Origin of the sequence: uncultured Fibrobacter sp. (genome assembly GCF_937877005.1) — a bacterium.
GTDB lineage: Bacteria > Fibrobacterota > Fibrobacteria > Fibrobacterales > Fibrobacteraceae > Fibrobacter.
The window spans coordinates 37,499-56,548 of the sequence record NZ_CALEFV010000019.1 but is presented as its reverse complement, the minus strand read 5'-3'; the positions used below and the strand labels follow the sequence as shown (position 1 = coordinate 56,548).

Genomic DNA, 19,050 nt, shown 5'->3' with positions numbered 1-19,050 from the left:
TGTATTTCCACCAGCCCTTCTGGGGCATGATGAACGAGGCGAACCAGATTTTCAACCCGACATCGGATGGTTATGTTTGCTGGAGCCTCTTTAAATACGCACTTTCGCTCCTGTGGATGGTACCCACCAGCTTCTTTGCAGGCATGACGCTCCCGCTCATCACCTTGATTCTCACGCGCGCCTTCAAGAGCGAAGCGCCCATCGGCAAGGTCTACGGCTGGAACACGGTCGGCTCCATCATCGGCTCGGCAGGCGGCGGACTCCTGCTGCTCCCGTTATTGCAGCTGAAAGGCGCCCTCGTCACGGCGGCGCTCCTCGACTTCGCCATCGGCTTCATTCTTCTAGTGGTTTACCGCAGGCGCTTCCGCTACAGCGTCATGTTCTACATCATGGTGTGCGTGATGATTCTCCCGTCGCTGTTCGTGAAGTTCGACCCGTCGCTCATCACTTCGGGCGTGTTCCGCAGCTACAAGAACATGCACCCCAACGAAAAGATCCAGGTCATCGACGGAAAGACGGCAACCATCAGTTTCCACGAATCGCCGGTGCATTATTACGTGAAGACGAACGGCAAGGCCGACGCGAGCATGAGCAAGAACCGCGAAGCTCCCATCTCGAGCGACGAACTCACGCAGGCTGCAACGGCGTTCATGCCCATGGCCGTGAAGACGGAACCCTACGACGCCGCGATGGTCGGCTTCGGGAGCGGCATGGGCGCGCACTACCTGCTTGCCGACCCCTTGCTCAAGGACTTCGACTGCGTCGAAATCGAAGAAGCCATGATGACACTCGCCAAGGGATTCTACCCGTGGAACTACCGCGGTTACGATGATCCGCGTATCCATATCTTTATCGATGATGCAACGACATTCTTCCACACGAATCGCCGCAAGTACGACATGATTATTAGCGTGCCGAGTAATCCGTGGGTCAGTGGCGTTGCGGGACTTTTTGCGCATGAATTCTATGCCAAGATGCGTCGCTACATGAAGCCGGGTGCACTCTGGGTGCAGTGGATTCAGACCTACGAATTTAACGACCTGATGTTCCTAAATATCCTGAAGGCGCTCGATACGGTGTTCCCGTATGTGAGCCTGTACAAGTCGACCGATGAACCGGATATCATCATGATTGCAAGCGACCAGCCCGTGATGCAGAAGGGTATAGGCCGTTTCTCGACGGATACGGCGTTAGTGGCAGAATTCAAGCGTATTCATCGAGATCCAGAATTCTTTGGCGAAAGGAACTTCCTTTTCACGAACAAGATGGTGGCCTCACTCCTTGATGGCGTTAAGCCTAACAGCCTGTTTATCCCGATGGTCGATAATAAGGCCGAAGAAGCGCGTTTCGTGCATTCCGAAGCTCATATTGTACAGGTGTTTGACAGCTGCGAAGTGTGCTGGCAGCAATACCTTGATCCCGAGGATTATGCGCTTCGTCGCGGAGCCCGAGTGAAGGCGATGCTTGCCGAACCGAGGGACGAGTTCAAGAAGACTTCGGTCCTTGCATTCTTGAAGCTACTGGAAGAAGAGGCTGCTGCCGATACGGTGGTCCAAGCTGATTCGGCAGTCGTAGATTCCGTCCAGTCTGAAAATCCGCGTCTCGCCGCACTCGAAGCGTCTGTCGGTTTCCAGAAGTTCCGCGAGAACTATATCGAGTGGATTCGCTCCATTCCGATGGAAGCCCGCGATACGGACGAGGTCTATATTAAGGTTAGCGAAGCCGTGAATGCAGGACATCTTCCGAGAAGCTTTTCCGAGGAATTCGGCATCATGGAAGCGGCACGGGAAGGCGTATACAAGCAATCGTCTCTCCTGATTGCAGACTTCTTTGATCGTTACGAGATTGGCGAAATGGGTGATATCTTCCTGCGGAACTGTATCGTGATTGCGCTCCTAGCGGGCGAACCGGAACTCGCCGATGTCATCTACAAGAATGCCATTCAGAAGAACGAGGATTTCTTCGCCGTCGAGAAACGGCTGATCGAACGCGAAATCCAGAAACTCCGGAGGATGCAGGCAAGTGCTCCTCAGGGAGACGCGGAGGAATAGAAAAAAAGAACCCTTTGAGGGTTCTTCTTTTTGTATAACCGTTGGACCATTAGAACAGGAAGCTTACGCCGATAGTCGTGTAGAACGTGTTGAGCGAAGATTCGAGGAAAATGTCTTCGCGCATCAGGGACTTGTTGGAAAGGCTCGTGAAGCACTGGACGACGCGCAGGTCGACATGGACCCATCGAGTAATCATGTAACCGATGTCGAATACGCCGCCGACTTCCATGCCGGAAGTCGAAATGGTATTGTCCTGCGCCTCGCTGGCGGCACCGTTCTTGAATTCGGATGTTCCGCTAAGCTTTAGCCCCATGTTCAGGCCGAGGCCTACGAAGAAGTTGTAGTCTTCGAAGGTGTAGCGGAAAATGATAGGAATGTCGAAAATGAAAATGTCGATGCTACCCTCGTTGGTATAGATGTCCATATCCATTTCGTAAGTATAGTGCCTATAGTTGAATGTGAGTTCGGGAACGAGACTCAAATTCTTTAGCATGAAATTCATCTTGAGCATGAGACCGCCACCGACCTGAAAACCGGTGTTCCAGCCGTCGGAGTTTTCGCCGAAGAAGGTGTTTATGCCAGCTTGGGCGCGGACGCCAAGGAGCACTGCTCGGGCGAAACCTTCGTTACGCTGGCGGTTAATGTCGGACCTTTTAGTCGTCTCGGCCTTGTAACGTGCGTAGGCGCTGGCGTATTCTTCATCGTTTGCAAATTCGCTGTCGGTGGAACCGTCGTATGTACCCGGTTCGACTGCTGCATTTTCAGAAGAACCGTCGTTGCCGGAAGATGCATCTGCTGCGGTTGCCCATTCTCCATCATCTTCGGAGGCCTCTTGTGCCATTACTGGCATGGCCAAGGCAAAAGCTGTGGCCAACACTACACTCAATCTCTTAAAGTTCATAGTTTAATAATAATAAATGAACACGTGAATCCCGCCTATAAAATAAATTCACTGTGTAAAAAGGGTGTAGAAAATTTTTTTTTACAGCAGAAGGGTGATGCCGGCAGTAACGTGCATTGTGTAGAGCTTGGTGCGCGTAAGCGCTGATTCTGCGATGAGGTCCTGATCAAGCAGGTTTGTAAAATTTTGTATAACTCTTATGTCGACAATCAGCCATCGGTTGATGGTGTAACCGATGTCGAACAGTCCGCCGATTTCTACGCCGACAGTCGGCAGGGTGTTGGGCCGCTTGTCTTTGTCCTTGTATTCGTCGGTCTTGATTTCCTGCTTGAATTCGGATTCGCCACTCATTTTTAGACCGAGGTTCATGCCGAGTGCGACGAATAGGCCGTCTTCGTCAAAATAGTACTGTGCCATGACGGGAATTTCGAAGAGGAACTCGTCGATGGTTGCCTCGTTGTGACCGTATTGTTCGTTTTCTTCGTAGCTATAGTGACGGTAGGTAAAATCAAGTTCCGTTAGAACGCCGATGGAGGGGCCGAGCGGAAGTTGGGCCATCAGACCGCCAGTTCCTTCGTAGCCAAGGTCCCAGTTTTCGGATCCGTTTCCGAAATGGGTGCTGATGCCGCCTCCGAGACGGATGCCGAACTGAATGCCTCTGGAGAAACCTTCCTTGCGGGCGCGATATTCTTCGGCGTTCTCGTTTATGAAGTTTGGCCTGTCATCGTCTTCTTCGTCGATGTTGACGACAGCCTTTGCTGTGTCCTTGGCAGCAATGCTATCGGCCGTGGCGACAGTGGAGTCCAGTTGCGTTTCGTTGGAGTCGGCAACGACGGCATTGTTGGATTCTGTAGAGGAGGTCTCGCTAGAATTGGCCTCGTTTGCAGGAATGTAGCCACATCCATCACCGACGCAGTTTGGGTCGCTAACTTCACCGGAACCCTCAAATACGCCTTGCGCAAATGCGCTGGAGGTTGCTAGGGCGCCTATGAGAAGGATCGATGAAAAAAGTGTCGACGTCGGAACGAATTTCATATGCCTAATTATAACAATTTTTATTTTTTTGTAAAATAAGACGATAGACATATGCCGATTCTTTCTGCCCAGAACCTTCTTTTGCGCATAGGAGCCAATGCTCCGTTGCTTGATAATGTCTGCTTTGATATAGAATCTCTTGACCGGATTTGCCTAGTTGGCCGCAACGGTTGCGGCAAGAGTACCTTACTTAAGGTGCTTACGGGGGAAATGGAGGCATCGGGCGAGGTCATCAAGAAGTCTGGTCTTCGGGTGGCTCGGATGATCCAGGAGATTCCCGCACACATGGACGGAACGGTGCGCGATGTTGTCATGTCGCTTGTGGTGCATGATGGAAACCACGATGCCCATGCCGAGGCGGTTCTTGGCAAGACGGGGATTGATCCTTTGACCTTGTACGATGACCTTTCGGGCGGACAGAAAAGGCGAGTCCTTTTTGCTAGAGCGCTTGCCACGGAGCCGGATTTGCTTTTGCTTGATGAACCGACGAACCATCTGGATATTCCCGCTATCCAGTGGCTTGAAGGAATAGTTACGCGTCTTTCGTGTGCCTTGATGTTCGTGAGTCATGACCGCGCCTTTGTGCGCCGTGTCGCGAACAGAATCTTTGATTTGGATCGCGGTCGGTTGCGCTGCTGGGATTTCCCCTATGACAAGTTTGTTCAGTTCAGGGATCAGGCTCTTGCCGAAGAGGATAAGGCAAACGAGCTGTTCGACAAGAGGCTTGCCGAGGAGGAAGTGTGGATCCGTAAGGGAATTCAGGCTCGCCGAACCCGCAACGAGGGCCGCGTGCGCGCTCTGATTAAGATGCGCGAAGAGCGCGCGAGCCGCCGCAGCCGTACGGGCAACGTGAATATGCAGATTACCGAGGCGGAGCGTTCCGGACGACTGGTTGCGCGGCTCACCGATGTAAGCTACTCTTACGATGGTGCGCCCCTGATTAGCCATGTGACGACCGAAGTTTCTCGTGGGGACCGTATCGGTATCGTGGGACCGAACGGTTCCGGAAAGACGACATTATTGAGATTGATTCTTGGTGAAATTGTGCCGGAGGAAGGGAACATTCGCCTAGGTGCGAATCTTCAGATAGCCTATTTCGATCAGATGCGGACTCAGCTTCGCGAAGACAAGTCGCTTATTGAGAATATTGGCGATGGCCAGGCCTACATTACCTTGAATGGCGTCAAACGCCATGTGTTAAGTTATTTGCAAGACTTTCTTTTCTCGGCGGATCGTGCACGCGGACCGATTAGCGCCCTGAGCGGTGGAGAACGTAACCGCTTGTTACTGGCCTGTTTGTTTAGCCATCCGAGCAATGTCCTGGTCATGGATGAACCAACGAATGACTTGGATATGGAGACGCTCGATCTTCTGGCGGAATTGTTGGTCGACTACAAGGGAACGGTACTGGTAGTAAGCCACGACCGTGCTTTCCTCGATTCCTTCGCGACGAGTATCCTCGCTATAGAGGATGGCGGAAATGTGTTTGAATCGGTGGGAGGCTACAGCGATTACGAAGCGAAGAAGAAAGTTCGCGACAAGGAAGCCGCGAATGCGGCGCGTATTGCCGCCGAAAAAGAGGCTCCGGCAGCGACATCTGCAACATCCCCAGTCAAGAAAAAAAAGAGAAGTTACAATGAGGAGCGCGAATACGCGGTTCTCCCCGAAAAAATTGAAAAGCTTGAAGCCGAAATCGCCGAACGTCAGACGGAACTTTCGAAGCCCGAAGTTTATACCAATGCAGCCCGGATTGTAGAACTGCAGGGGGAGATTTCCGATCGTGAAGCCGAGCTTGAAAGAGCCTACGAACGCTACGAAGAGCTAGATTCCCTCGGTGGGTGACAATTTTTGGGGTGTTTTCCCCCTTTTTTGGATTTTGCGCTCATTGCCGATAATAAAAAAATGATACATTTATAAGGTTATTAGAAAAATGAGGCGTTTATGGCAAAAAAATTAACTCTTTTGGCGGTCGGAGCCCTGTCCTGCTACGCCGCTGCCGCGTCGGCTGTCGTTTGGAGTACAACCGAAGAGGCTACTTTTGGAACGGCCTACTCCTTTACCTATGCCGATAAAATCGGCTCCTCTGTAGATACGACGAACGTGAACGAGGCCAAGGTGCTGGACTTCACGGTCGCATCTTCGACCAAGGACGCTTATGCCGGGTATGGTATTGGCTGGAAGCAGTCCTGCAATGCGAACTGGGAGTGCTCTGATGTCGCGGTCAGTCTTTCCGCCTACAAGGGCGTGTGCATGACCTATACGGCGGATGCCAAGTTCCGCCTGGATTTCAAGCAGAGCACCATCAAGGATAATAATTACTATGGCATGGACCTTGATGCAGCTGCTAGTCCTAAGTCCGTGTTTGTCGCTTTTAAGGACTTGACGAAGGGCTGGACTTCTTCGTCGACCGTAGCCTGGAGCGCGGCCGCTCAGCTGGGAATCCAGATTAGTTACAAGAATACTCATGCCAAGGCGTCCGGTGGTCTTTTAAGTAATACCGTGAACATTTCGAGCTTCGTGCTGGCGGATTCCTGCATTACCTACGCTCCGGAACTGTTGGAACCCTATAAGTCCGAGGTCAATCCGACGGTGACACTGAATGAAGGTGATACGCTTAGGTATGACTTGACGGAACTTTTCTTTGATGGCGACGGCGATGATCTGACCTACAAGATTGGGATTATCGGTGAACAGGCCGGAATCGTGACGCTAGCTGATTCGCTTTATGCAAAGACCAAGATCCTGAACTTGATTACGGGACCCAATCCTCAGGGAAGTGCCTCTGTCACGATCACGGCAACAGACCCCAGCAAGAAGTCTGCTTCCTATAGTGTGATCGTGGAGACCGTTGATAGGGAAAATGCTCCCGTGGCTGTGGATGACCACTACGAGACGAAGGAAGAAACCAAGCTGACGGTGTCTTTGAAGGGAAACCTCCTCGAAAACGACTATGATGCCGATCGCGACGGGTTTACTCCGGAACTGGTTGAGACGACAGCTCATGGTGAGCTGGTCTTTGATGCGGAAACGGGCGGATTTACTTATACCCCCGAGGAAAACTTCTTTGGCACGGATGTGTTTACCTATAGTTTGACCGAAGTTGTTCGTGCCTCCGATTCCTCCTATGTAGTCAAGACAAGTAACATTGCTACGGTGACTATTACCGTTACGAATGTGGATGACCCGATCGGTGTGACGGTAGTCAAAGACTTGATCATGGTGGAAACGGATGAACGCAATCTTGGCGATACGGTTGTAGTGGATGAGGACTTTGGTGCCTTTGTCGTTAAAATCCCGACGGAAAACGTTATCTTTAGCGACCCAGACTATGTTTCGACAAGCGTTCCTGTCAATGTGAAGACGGATGATGTTGTCTCGGCCGAATACGGCTTGATAGGTTTGAACCATGTAATTGAAATCTCGTCCGTTGCAGATGCAAATGGTGTTGCCAAGGTGCGTCTTTTCGCTGCAGACGGCAAGGATACGGCAAGTGTCGCGTTCTTTGTGAAGGTCAATCCGGTGGCGGATAAGCCGGTTGCAGTCGAAGACTCCTATAAGGTCGTTCAGGATACCTTGAACAAGGTGCTTAAGGCGAAGGGAGTTCTTGCTAATGATAAGAACCCCGATGGAACAAGTGTCCTCAAGGCGTACCTCCTTGATGATGCCGCTCAGGGAACCGTGGAACTGGCCACAGATGGATCCTTCACTTACGATGCAGGTCATTTTGAAGGCGAAGATTTCTTCACATACTTCATCGTGAATGCGGAGGGTGATACTTCCGCTCCTGCAACAGTGTCATTGACTGTGGAATACAAGAATCAGCCTCCGCAGATTGTGGAAGGTGTCCTTGATACGGTGGGCGACCGCCTGGCCGCACTCAAGGAAGACTTCCTGGTTGCAGTTAGGTACCAGAAGAGCGAAGTGCAGTCTTGGTTTGCTGACGATGCCGATGCGGTCACGAAGTTGACTTTCTCTGCTCGTAGTACTGACAGCCTGCTTCGCCCCACCTTCTCTTCGGGTGTTCTTGTCATTAATTCTGCAAAGAATGTCTGCGGTGAAGCCGATGTAATCGTGACGGCAACCGATACCAAGGGCGCTTCTACGGATCTGGTGATTCCCGCGATGATTAGCTGTGTCGAGGACAAGCCTGCCGCAGTTGCCAAGACTGCGACACGCTATGTGGGCCTTGAAGCAGCCTGGGTTGACTCGGTTAATCTGAACCAGTACCTTTACGACCCCGATGGTGATCTGCTGACATTCTCCATCGTGACGGGTGCAGGCATCGACAAAGACCTGAAATGGGAAATGGAAGATAGCCTCCTGATTATAACTCCGGCTGAAGGTGCTGTAATCGCTCCCCAGACAGCCTACACGTTCCTTATTTGGGCCAAGGATGCTACCGATTCCGCTTCTACTAGAATCACGTTCGTGGTGGACAACGATCCGAATTCGATTGTTCCCGTACTCGCAGCTCCGAAGGCTTCCTGGCAGAGCGCCATCCTCGCTGACCGTGGCGTGGCTGCAATCTTCGATATGCAGGGCCGCGTGATGTGGAAGCACAGGCTCCCGGTGAGCGAAGCCGATGTGCGTAACGCTGCCGCTCAGGTGCAGGGCAGAAAGATCCTGCAAGTGAACAAGCAGACCTGGACCATTAGGTAACGCACTGCTTCGTCATCCTGAGCAAGGCGTTGTAAAACGCCGCATCGAAGGATCTCGTTGAAAATAACGAAAGAAGGCTCCGCTTAGCGGGGCCTTTTCAGACCGTTCGCGCCAGAATCAGCAAAACAAGTGCAGGGTTGGCGCTCACTCTTGCAACCGCCCCAGCTTAACGCATGGGGCTTGTTGCTCACGGTTACTGCTATTTAACGAGAGCTTCAGTATCCAGCGCGATGAGGAGTTCCTCGTTCGTCGCAACGACCATCGCGGTCGGGGTGCCGTCCTTGCTAATGATGTGGCCGGATTCCTTGCCGTTCTTCTCGTTGCGGGCTTCGTCGATCTGGTAGCCGAGAATCTTGAGGTTGTCCATCGCCATCTTGCGGACGAGCTTGCTGTTCTCGCCGATACCGCCGGTGAACACCAGGGCGTCGATGCGGGGGAGTGCCATGGCGATGCCGCCGATTTCGCGGGTGAGCCTGTAGGCGAAAGTTTCGAGGGCGATCTGTGCGCCCACGTGGCCTTCGCTTGCGGCCTGCGTCAAAGTGCGCATGTCGTTGCTGAGTCCGGAGAGGCCGAGGAGGCCCGATTCCTTGTTCACGAGCTTGTCGAGGCGGTCGATATCGTAACCGTATTTTTTGCTGATGAAGAAGAGGATGGCCGGGTCAAGGGAGCCGGAGCGGGTACCCATGATGAGGCCTTCCAGCGGGGTAAAGCCCATGGTGGTGTCAACGCACTGGCCGTTCAGAATGGCGGAGCAGCTGGAACCGTTACCGAGGTGAGCGGTAATGAAGCAGCAGTCTTCCGGCTTTTTGCCGAGAATCTTGGCGGCTTCGCCGGTCACGAAGCGGTGGCTTGTGCCGTGTGCGCCGTAGCGGCGGATCTTGTCTTCTTCGTAGAACTTGTAGGGAATGCCGTAGAGGTAGGCTTTGCGCGGCATGGTCTGGTGGAAGGCGGTGTCGAACACGGCGACCTGCGGGAGGCCCGGGAAGAACTTGGTGGCGCATTCCATACCGGTGGCGTGTGCGGGTTCGTGGAGCGGGGCGAATAGCGTGATGCTGCGGATGTAGTCGATGACTTCCTGCGTGACGCGCTCGCTCTTGACGTACTTGCCGCCGTGCACTACGCGGTGGCCGATGGCTTCGATGGTGTCGGTGAGCTTCTGTTCGGCGAGGAACTTCTGCACTTCGGCAACGGCTTCGGCGTGGGTCGGGCAATCGAAATTGAAGTCGATGTTGCCGACCGGGCCCTTGGCCTTTACGTGGCCGTTCACGCCGATATTTTCGACGAGGCCGCTGGAGATGGACTGCTTGGTCTGGGTGTCGATAACGGCGAACTTGACCGAGGAGCTGCCGCAATTAAGAACGAGTACGCGCATTGTATTATCCTTTTTGTTTTAACAGCTGATAAAATAGGAATTTTGGCGTGGCGTCGCCAATTGAAAAATCTACATTTACCCCGATGTTCAAGAAAATAGCAGAGTTTGACAATCGCGTGTCGGTGTATTGGACGAACCGGCATTTTTCCGAGAAGACGACGAAGTTTCTCAAGTTTTATGTGCGTCTGGGAGACGGCTACATTTGGGGCGTTTTTGCGGTGGTGCTTTTTTTGCATTTGGGCTGGTCGGCGTTTTGGCCGATTTTGGCTCAGGCGGTTGTTGCCATTCTCGTCGCACTTATTGTTTACGAAGGCGTAAAGCTTAGCACAAAGCGGCCGAGGCCATTTGCGGCGAACCCGCAAATCAAGGCGGAAGTTCCGCCGCTCGACAAGTACAGTTTTCCGTCGGGCCATACCATGAACAACTTGGCGGTGGCCTCGGCGGTGTTCTATGCGGTGCCGCAGTACGGCTGGATCATGATGCTCTTGCCGCTCACATGGGGACTTTTGCGCGTGTACTTTGGCGTGCATTGGCTCACGGATATTATTTGCGGTTTCCTGCTCGGCATTTTGAGTTTTGCGATTGCGCATGCAATATGGGTTCTTTGCTCGCCGTCTGTTCTTGCGGCAATCGGTGTCGGGGCTTAGATGGAATTTGTCCCGGCTGCGCAGTTTTTTGAATCCCTTGCCGCTGACGAACGCGTATTCCTTTTGATTCGTCACGGGGAACGCAGGCACATTACTCCCGAAGATCCTGACTTCGGTGCGCATGTGGGCCTTACGGAACGCGGGCGCGAACAGGCTTTGTCGCTTGGCAAGTGCATTCCTGCCGAGGGCGACATGAGTTTCTTTTCGAGTCCGGTAGGCCGCTGCATGGAGACGGCTTTGAATATTGGCGTGGGGCGCGGTATTGAAAAACCGCAGGTGCAGCCGCTTGATTGCCTAGCGGAATACTTTGTTCAAGATTACGGCGAATACACCAAGGTGCTGCACGCCGGTTTTTACGAAGGTATTTGCGAATGGCTAAAAAATGAGGCTGCTCAAAAGGCACGTGGTATTCGCGAGGCTTTCTATCCGCTGGCGGCAAGATCCGAAGAATTGCTTGCGATGATGCTTGAAAAAGGGGACGCCCGATTCAACATTTTTGCGACGCACGATGCCTGGGTGGTGCCGTGCCTTACGCACTTTTGCAAGATGCAGTTTTCACCGAAGCGCTGGATGAATTTCTTGAGCGGCCTGGCCGTCGTGGCGGATGATTTCGGAAAAAAGGTAAAACGGCTTGTTCCTGTGACAGCTCTTGAAACGGGCTGGCTGAATTTTTAGGTTCCCTGACGGCTAATTAATATATATTAAGGGGTATGGAAACCGCATCTAGTACATATCGCCGCATTTTTGTGTTGGGTTCCGGATTTAGCAAGTCCTTTTGTCCGCAGATGCCCACGCTCCGTGATCTGAATGAGCTTATACCTTTTGGAATATCGGATGAATTTCCGCATCTGCGGGACTATTGCAGGCGTTTTCTAGAGTTATGCAATAATCAATCTGAATACCTGAACATTGAAACATTGTCGACTTCGATCCTTTCGGCGCAGATTTTCCCGGGAATGCGAGAAAGTCTGTATCATTCCAGTCTGCGATTCGAGCTTCTGCGCTTTATTGCGAGCGTCATTCGCCACGATCAAGGTATCGAGGGTGAATCGCTACAGATACTTCGGATGTTTCTGAGAAATTGCGTGAATAGCCCTCGGGAAGGCGTTCGCGATACGCTTTTGCTCTCGTTTAATTATGATATGCTAGTCGAAAATGCTATTTCCGATGACGAAGATCTTTCAGAGCAAGTCTCGGTAGATTATGGCGTTCGCATAGACCCTGCCGACCGATCTGCGGTTCGAGAGCCGCGGACCCATACGGTTGACTTGATCAAGTTGCACGGATCGCTAAACTGGTATGCGGTCAAGGGTGCTTCCGATTCGCTGGATCTTCAGAATGTGTGCCAGGTCGAACCCTGCGACCGCAGTTTCCCTATTTATCGCGAAGACACTCCCATCTATATTCCAATGGCGCACGCGAAGGAATCCTTCTTGCGGGGAAGCTTGTTCAATTTGTTATGGAGCAAGGCGGATTATTATCTTAAGAATGCGGAGGAAATCTATTTCTTGGGATATGGTTTCCCGAAGACCGACATGAATAATTTGGAGTTTCTTCTTGCTCACCGGGATCGGTTCAAGAAAGTGGTCGTGTTTGAAAAACCTGGACATCCGGAGCTTGAACGCCTGACAGGGCTGTTTGGCGATTCTCTAGTGCAGTCCATGGATGCCAAGATATTCTTGAAGGAATTCTGCTAGCAAATTTCCTTGCTATATTTGAAAGCGTCTGAATTAGAGGGCGTAAATGAAATTTGTCGGTTTATTGTTGCTTGCATGTGCCGGAATGGCCATGGCACAGTTAGTGCAGAAAAAGGCGACTGTGGCGGATTCTGTCGATCTTGGGACGAAGAAGGGGCCGATGGTCTATTCCGATCCAAAAGAAAACGAAAAATCGGCAATAAAGGACGCAACTGCCTCTATGGATAGTCGTCAGTTCTCGAATGATTCCACGGTGGGAACGATTATCGGCGTCGGGGCGGAATTTGTCGGCAATATGATGAAGGGTATGCTCTCGCCTAATTCGCCCGAGGCGGATGCCGTCGAGCTGGAACGCCAGCGCCGCTAAAAAAGGCCCACGCCGATACGTGGACCTTTTTCGTTAATTTTTTCTGGGTTATCCGAGGAATTTTTCTCCGCTTTCCACGCTCTGGTAGATGAGCGTGTTGATGGTCATCGGACCCACGCCGCCCGGAACCGGGGTATAGGCGGATGCGATATCTTCAAGACCCTTTTCTATGTCGCCGACTCCACCTGGATGATAACCGGCATCTACGACGACGGCTCCCTGCTTAATCCATTCCTTCTTGATGAATTCCGGCTTGCCGACGGCGCCTACGAGAATATCTGCTTGCTTGATGTAGTCGGGGAGGTTTTCGGTCTTGCTGTGGCAAATGGTCACGGTACAGTTTGCATTCAATAGCATGAGTGCCATCGGCTTACCGAGAATGGCGCTGCGACCCACGACCACGGCGTGCTTGCCGGCAAGCTGAATGTTGTAGGCCTTGAGGAGACGCATGATACCTGCGGGAGTGGCGCAGCCGTAAGCTTTTTCGCCCATTGCCATGCGACCGAAACCGAGGCAGGTTACACCGTCAACGTCCTTGCGGGCGTCGATAGCTTCGAAGGCGGCGCGTTCGTCAATGTGTCGAGGAACCGGGTGCTGCAGTAAGATGCCGTGCACATCGTTATTTTCGTTGAGTTCCTGGATCTTGTCGAGAAGTTCCTGGGTGGTGGTTTCCTTTGGCATTACGACACGGATGCTTTCCATGCCGACGCGGGCGCAGGCGTTGCCCTTCATTTTCACGTAGGTGGCCGATGCGGGATCATCTCCGACGAGGATGGTGGCGAGAATCGGGGTCTTGCCGGTCTTTTCCTTGAGCTTTGCCACGCGGACGCTGAGTTCTTCTTCCGTGGTCTTGGCAAGAGCTTTGCCATCGAGGATGAGTGCTGCCATAAAGGTCTCCGTTTTTTCGCCAAAGATAGCAATAAAAGGTTCGCTAAATAAAAAAACACCCCGCCGGGCGGGGTGTCATTAAGTGTTCTGTATGGAAAAAACTTTAGAAGAGATCCTTAAAACTCGGCACCAGGGAGCAGACGAAAACCCATGGGTAGGAAAGGGATCCTTTCAACCAACCGGTCTTTGCCGGGTTAGGTGCCACAGTGGGCGAAATCTGCGAACCGACCATTTCGTCAAGGCTTTCACGGACACCGTTGATGGAGGTGTCGAACTCCTGCTTGTTCGCGGAGGCAGAATTTATCATATTTTGAAAACGATAATTCATACTTTTTCCTTATTTCTCTCTCTTGTGTGTAAATTTAGAAACATTGTCTCGTTCGTGCAACCCTATTTGTAAAGTTCTAGTTACGTCAAGAGCCCCTAATCGCAATGCTCAATTTGGATAAAAGTGCGTTTTTTTAGCGAAAAACAATGTTTTTGGAAAACTGACGGGAAAAAAAGGCGGTTTCTGAACTGTTTTTGGTGTTCCCAAAAAGTGTTCTCTCAATGTTCCTAGAGTGAATTTTGTATGTTTAGTGTGGTTTAAATCACTAATAATCAAGGACTTATATGAAGAAAATTGCCGGTTTTTCTCTTGGGTTTGCCGTTTGTGGGATATTTGTTGCCTGCGGTGGAAGCCAAAAACCTGCGGTAGAACCTACAGCGGCTCCTGCTCCTAGCGATACGGTGGCGGTGGCCCCTGCTGCAGCGCCCGTCAAGGCGGACCTGACGAACCCTACGGATCGGTATAGCTACGCGTTGGGCATGGATCTCGGCAAGGCTGTCGCTAATATTAATGTTCCCTTGAATATTCCGGTGCTTATGGAAGCTATTAAGGACCAGGTGGATTCTAGCCGCGAAGTTCTCATGAACGATTCTGCCTCGCAGTCGGCACTTCAGGATTTGTTGCTGCAGATGCAGAAGCAGAAGGAGGCCGAAGAAAAGATGAAGGCCCAGAAGGCGCTGGATGAACAGGCTCAGGTGCTTGCCAAGAACGCTATGGATTCTACAATCAAGATGACGACCAAGGGTGTGCAGTATCGTGTCCTGAAGGCTGGAACGGGGATTAGCCCCAAGATTTCCGAACGGGTACAGGTGCATTATGTGGGTTCGCTTCTCGATGGAACGGAGTTTGACAACAGTGTGAAACGCGGTGAACCGCTTGAATTCCCGGTGAATGCTGTTATTGAGGGTTGGCAGGACTTGCTTCTGGTGCTCAAGGAGGGCGACAAAGTAAAGGCCTGGATCCCGAGTGCTCTCGCTTACGGCGAAGCCGGTGTGCCGCCGATGATTCCTTCGAATGCGATGCTCGTATTCGAAGTGGAGCTTCTTAAGGTTTTTGCAGAAGTTCCTGCGATTGACAGTACCGCTCAGGTGCCCCCTGCACCGGAACCCGCTCCTGCTGTCGAAAAGCCTGCAACGGAAACGGCTCCGGCCGTGGAGAAGAAGCCTGCAGCAAAACCTGCTAAGAAAAAGTAATTCTCTCTTAAAGGCAGAAAACTCCCGAAGTGATTCGGGGGTTTTTTGTATACAGAGTAAGGTCTTGTCCTGTATACAGACTGAGATTGGCTTTTTATCTAAATTTGCGGTAACACTTTTGACCTCGACAAGTGTTACAATGGTATGAACGGGAAAAATCTCCTTAACCACATGGCTTTTTCGAAACTTTACGAGGCTTATGCCCCGATGGTTTACCGCCGTTGTGTCTTTTTGCTTAAGGATGAAGACGAAGCGAAGGATATGTTGCAGAATGTTTTTTTGCGCATATACGAGCGTCTCGACTCGCTGGATTTGGCGCAGCCGTCCAGCTTGCTGTGGAATACGGCGACCAGGCTCTGCCTGAACCGCATCCGCGACAAGAAGCGCCGCGGTCTCGATGTCGATACGAGCGATTTGCTTTTGAGCATTGCCTGTGCCGAAGAAGACGGCGGACGTGAAGCCGGTGGGATATTGGCAAGGATTTTTTCCAAGGAGCAGGAATCGACCAGGACGATAGCGGTCCTCCACTATGTGGATGGCATGACCCTGGAAGAGACTGCGGAGACTGTTGGACTTTCGGTGAGTGGCGTGCGTAAGCGTTTGCGTACCCTGCAGGCGAAAGTCAAAAATCTGGAGGTTGAAAGATGACTGCTGTCAATAAAATTTCCGATTTGAAGGTGGAGCGCTACCTGCTCGGGGAACTGAGCGAAGAAGAAATGTCTGCCTTGCAGAAGCGCGAAGCGGAAGATGAAATCTTTGCCGCCCGCGTGAGGGCGATGCGTGAAGAGAATGCCCGCATTCTCGCGGAGAATCCGTTTGCGGGGCTGGAATCGAAGCTGGAAGAATCCGTGGATCGCACGGGAGCGTGCGGTGAGGAACATGCCGGACTTGGTACCTTGTGGCTCAAGGTGGCGGCCGCCTTGGTTGTCGCGGTGGGTGTTTTTCTGATGGTGGCCTTGAACCGCAATGTTTCGACCTACGATAGCCCCGATGCTACGATGGAAGTGGCTATGGCAGGCGAAGGTGCCGCTCCGGAAGTTGCCGATACGCGCATCAAGGGGCTGGGCGTCCGCATCGAAGTGTGGAAGAAGACTGCCGATAGCGCCGTGCAGATGTCGAATTTGGACGAGGCGCGCGAAGGCGACGAAATCCAGTTGCGCTACTCGGTGCCGGAAAAGTGCTTCGGGATGCTTTTCAGCTTGGACGGCAACGGTACCGTTACAATGCACATGGCCGACGAGAACCGCGCCATTGAACTTGTCCCGGGCAAGATGACGACGCTTCCGTTTGCCTACAGGCTTGACAATGCGCCGAAGTTTGAAACATTCTACTTGCTCACATCGGACGAAGAATTTTCGATCGATGCAAACGATATTGACGCTGCGTTCAAGAGGAAGGGGGTGCGCCAGGAGCACTTGACGCTTCGCAAGGTGGAAAAGTAAGGGGGAGAAGATGAAAAAGTTTTTGGGTAAAATTCTATTCTGCGATTTTTTGTCGGGATCGGCGGTGCTTTGCCTGGTGTGTCTGGTGGCGATTTTGGCTGCAGCGAGCAATGTGCATGCCGCTACGAATTCCGGCGAAATCTCGATTAACCGTTACGTGTTTGCGGTGAGCGCGAACAACGGCGGCAAGGGCCGCCCGGTACTGCGCTATGCCGAAAGTGATGCCCGCGCATTCGCCAATGTGCTTTCGCAGATGGGAGGCGTTGCAAGGCAGAATGTGTACCGGGTGACGGAGCCGAGCGTTTCGGAACTGCAGAAGCAGCTGGACATGCTCGACAAGAAGCTTGTTTCGGCTAGGGAATCCAGAAAATCGGCGAATGTGGCGGACAATTCCCGCGAAGAAGTGCTGGTGTACTACAGCGGACATGCCGACGAGAAGGGACTTCGCCTCGGTGAAGAAATTTACAGCTGGAAGGAATTCCGCAAGCGCATTGATGCGCTCAATGCCGATGTAAAGATTGCGGTGATTGATGCGTGCGGCTCGGGCGCCATTACGCGTGCGAAGGGCGGTGTCGCTGTCCCTGCGTTCATGGTGGACAAGAGCAGCGACATGAAAGGCTACGCCTTTATCACGAGCAGCACGCAAGATGAATCTAGCCAGGAAAGCGACAAGCTGAAGGGTTCGTTCTTCACGCATTCGCTGGTGAGTGGCCTCCGCGGCGCAGGCGATGCAAGCGGCGACGGCAAGGTGACGCTTTCCGAAGCCTACCAGTTCGCCTTCAATGAAACTCTCCAGAAGACCGAAGCCACCATGGGTGGCGCCCAGCACCCCAGCCGCGACATGAACTTGGCGGGCACCGGTGACGTGGTGATGACCGATTTGCGCAGCACGAGCGCAGGCCTTGAATTGGACGAAAATGTGGACGGTCACCTGTTCATTCGCGACGAAAGGGGCGAACTGGTCGCCGAACTCTACAAGAAGTCCGGCCGCGCCATGAGTCTTGGGTTCCCTGCCGGCAAGTATAGCGTTCGCATGGAGCGGCCTGCCGAATTCAAGGAAGCCTCGATTACGCTTTATGACAACAACCGTGCGCGACTTTCCAAAAAGCAGTTCAATACGGTCACTGTCGAAAAGACGGCTCTCCGTGGCGAGATCAAGAGCGAACGGTCTTGTGCTGGTGGCGATGCGGCAAAGTGCTCGCTGGATTCCTTGGACCGCAACGGCATTTCCCGCACGACTTTTGACTTTTACGACCGCGACAAGGAACCGCGCAAGGGCGTGCAGCTGGGCCTCTTTGCGACCAAGACGAAAGACTACATGGTCGGTTCGCAGGTGAGCCTGTTTGTGAACAGCGCCGACAAGGATATGCGTGGCATCCAGGTGACGGGCCTCTTGAATATCGCAAACGAAAATATTGACGGGGCACAGATTTCGGGCTTGGTGAACTACGCCGAAAGTGTCGATGGTTTGCAGCTGTCCTATATCAACTGGGCGTCGGAAAGTTCCGAAGCGGCGCAGATTGGTTTTGTGAATGCCGCTCTCGATACCATGCGCTACTTGCAGCTTGGCTTTGTGAACGCTTCGGAATACAGCAAGACCCATGTCGGTTTTGTGAATGCGAGCGTGGGCTCTGGCGTGCAGGTGGGCTTTGTGGATGTCGCCAAGGACGCCGATGTGCAAGTGGGCTTTGTAAATGTGGCAAAAGACAATGATGTTCAAGTCGGCTTTACGAACGTGGCGGTCAATACCCGCGTAGGCGTGGGCTTTGTGAATGTGGCGGCTTGGGAAGGTGGAACCCAGGTGGGATACGTGAATGTAGCGCCCAAGTCCAAGGGCCGTCAGGTGGGCTTTGTGAATGTTTGCGTGGAATGTGAAAAGACTCCGGTGGGCTTTGTTAGCGTGGTGGGTAACGGCGTATGGTCGGCATCGACCACCCTTAACGAAATGGGTGCTCTGGGTCTTTCGCTCCACTTGGGTACGGCCTATTTCTACACTGCTTTTGAATGGGCTCGCCCTTTCGAAAAGGGTAATGGCTTCAAGCACTTTGAAGATCGCTACGAAAGCGGCTACGGAATCGGTACGCAGTTCGGCAAGTACGGTAACCATTTTGAACTGGAATACATGCTCCTGAATGCCTATGATGATTTTTCGTTCAGTGGCGAAAGGGATTGGAATTACCACCACCGCCTGCGTCTAGGCTTTGTGCACAAGCTGTTCCCGGGTGTTGGCCTTGCGGTTGGCGGCTCACTGAACCTTGTAACCCTGGGCTATGCGGACAAACTCTGGCCAAAACCTTGGAACAACTACCACGACGACTTCGGCAGCGAAAAGCATAAAGGTCGTTTCTGGCCCGGATTCTACTCGGGCATTACCGTGGGAAGGTTCTAAAAAAAGAAGTGACACTTTTTGCTCCTTATAGTGTTACAACAGCAAATAGGTATTCCTATTTGCTATTTTTAATTTGAATGC

General features: G+C 52.4%; 15 protein-coding genes and 1 pseudogene. 11 read left to right on the top strand and 5 right to left on the bottom strand.

The genetic code is table 11. The features are described 5' to 3' along the window. Positions 1-2,051, top strand: a pseudogene (locus Q0628_RS01105) (spermine synthase); the annotation flags it as partial. A gap of 49 nt (positions 2,052-2,100) precedes the next feature. Here Q0628_RS01105 and Q0628_RS01100 read toward each other — a convergent pair. Further along, positions 2,101-2,928, bottom strand: a complete 828-nt coding sequence (locus Q0628_RS01100; RefSeq protein ID WP_298767722.1) for an outer membrane beta-barrel protein — start codon at positions 2,926-2,928, stop codon at positions 2,101-2,103. Between the two features lie 105 nt (positions 2,929-3,033). Further along, positions 3,034-3,987: a porin family protein gene (locus Q0628_RS01095; RefSeq protein WP_298767718.1), complete on the bottom strand. Its 954-nt coding sequence runs from the start codon at positions 3,985-3,987 to the stop codon at positions 3,034-3,036. A 51-nt stretch (positions 3,988-4,038) separates the two neighbouring features. Between Q0628_RS01095 and Q0628_RS01090 the strand changes: the two genes are divergently transcribed. Further along, on the top strand, positions 4,039-5,829 hold the full coding sequence (locus Q0628_RS01090; RefSeq protein WP_298767716.1) for an ATP-binding cassette domain-containing protein: 1,791 nt from the start codon (positions 4,039-4,041) through the stop codon (positions 5,827-5,829). A 99-nt stretch (positions 5,830-5,928) separates the two neighbouring features. After that, entirely contained in the window at positions 5,929-8,646 is a 2,718-nt protein-coding gene (locus Q0628_RS01085) for an Ig-like domain-containing protein (RefSeq protein WP_298767713.1), read from the top strand. A gap of 199 nt (positions 8,647-8,845) precedes the next feature. Here Q0628_RS01085 and Q0628_RS01080 read toward each other — a convergent pair whose 3' ends face one another. Further along, positions 8,846-10,018, bottom strand: a complete 1,173-nt coding sequence (locus Q0628_RS01080; protein ID WP_298767711.1) for an acetate/propionate family kinase — start codon at positions 10,016-10,018, stop codon at positions 8,846-8,848. An 83-nt stretch (positions 10,019-10,101) separates the two neighbouring features. Here Q0628_RS01080 and Q0628_RS01075 point away from each other — a divergent pair, with 83 nt between their 5' ends. From Q0628_RS01075 to Q0628_RS01060, 4 genes are all read left to right on the top strand, one after another. Then, a complete protein-coding gene (locus Q0628_RS01075) occupies positions 10,102-10,665 on the top strand; it encodes a phosphatase PAP2 family protein (RefSeq protein WP_298767709.1) in 564 nt (187 codons plus the stop codon). Continuing rightward, complete coding sequence (locus tag Q0628_RS01070; RefSeq protein WP_298767707.1) at positions 10,666-11,340, top strand: histidine phosphatase family protein; 675 nt, start codon at positions 10,666-10,668, stop codon at positions 11,338-11,340. A 35-nt stretch (positions 11,341-11,375) separates the two neighbouring features. Continuing rightward, positions 11,376-12,362 (top strand): hypothetical protein, encoded by a 987-nt coding sequence (locus tag Q0628_RS01065; protein WP_298767705.1) that lies wholly within the window; start codon positions 11,376-11,378, stop codon positions 12,360-12,362. 91 nt (positions 12,363-12,453) lie between these two features. Beyond that, positions 12,454-12,729, top strand: a complete 276-nt coding sequence (locus Q0628_RS01060; RefSeq protein ID WP_298767703.1) for a hypothetical protein — start codon at positions 12,454-12,456, stop codon at positions 12,727-12,729. Positions 12,730-12,777: 48 nt separating this feature from the next. Here Q0628_RS01060 and folD read toward each other — a convergent pair whose 3' ends face one another. Beyond that, positions 12,778-13,617, bottom strand: a complete 840-nt coding sequence (gene folD, locus Q0628_RS01055) for a bifunctional methylenetetrahydrofolate dehydrogenase/methenyltetrahydrofolate cyclohydrolase FolD (RefSeq protein ID WP_298767701.1) — start codon at positions 13,615-13,617, stop codon at positions 12,778-12,780. A gap of 103 nt (positions 13,618-13,720) precedes the next feature. Further along, positions 13,721-13,924, bottom strand: a complete 204-nt coding sequence (locus Q0628_RS01050) for a hypothetical protein (protein ID WP_298767699.1) — start codon at positions 13,922-13,924, stop codon at positions 13,721-13,723. Positions 13,925-14,229: 305 nt separating this feature from the next. Between Q0628_RS01050 and Q0628_RS01045 the strand changes: the two genes are divergently transcribed. From Q0628_RS01045 to Q0628_RS01030, 4 genes are all read left to right on the top strand, one after another. Beyond that, on the top strand, positions 14,230-15,138 hold the full coding sequence (locus tag Q0628_RS01045) for an FKBP-type peptidyl-prolyl cis-trans isomerase (protein WP_298767697.1): 909 nt from the start codon (positions 14,230-14,232) through the stop codon (positions 15,136-15,138). 171 nt (positions 15,139-15,309) lie between these two features. Then, positions 15,310-15,786 (top strand): RNA polymerase sigma factor, encoded by a 477-nt coding sequence (locus tag Q0628_RS01040; RefSeq protein WP_298767694.1) that lies wholly within the window; start codon positions 15,310-15,312, stop codon positions 15,784-15,786. Continuing rightward, positions 15,783-16,580: a hypothetical protein gene (locus tag Q0628_RS01035; RefSeq protein WP_298767692.1), complete on the top strand. Its 798-nt coding sequence runs from the start codon at positions 15,783-15,785 to the stop codon at positions 16,578-16,580. Before Q0628_RS01040 ends, Q0628_RS01035 begins: the two co-directional genes overlap by 4 nt. A gap of 10 nt (positions 16,581-16,590) precedes the next feature. After that, a complete protein-coding gene (locus tag Q0628_RS01030) occupies positions 16,591-18,969 on the top strand; it encodes a caspase family protein (RefSeq protein WP_298767688.1) in 2,379 nt (792 codons plus the stop codon). Positions 18,970-19,050 lie beyond the last annotated feature (81 nt).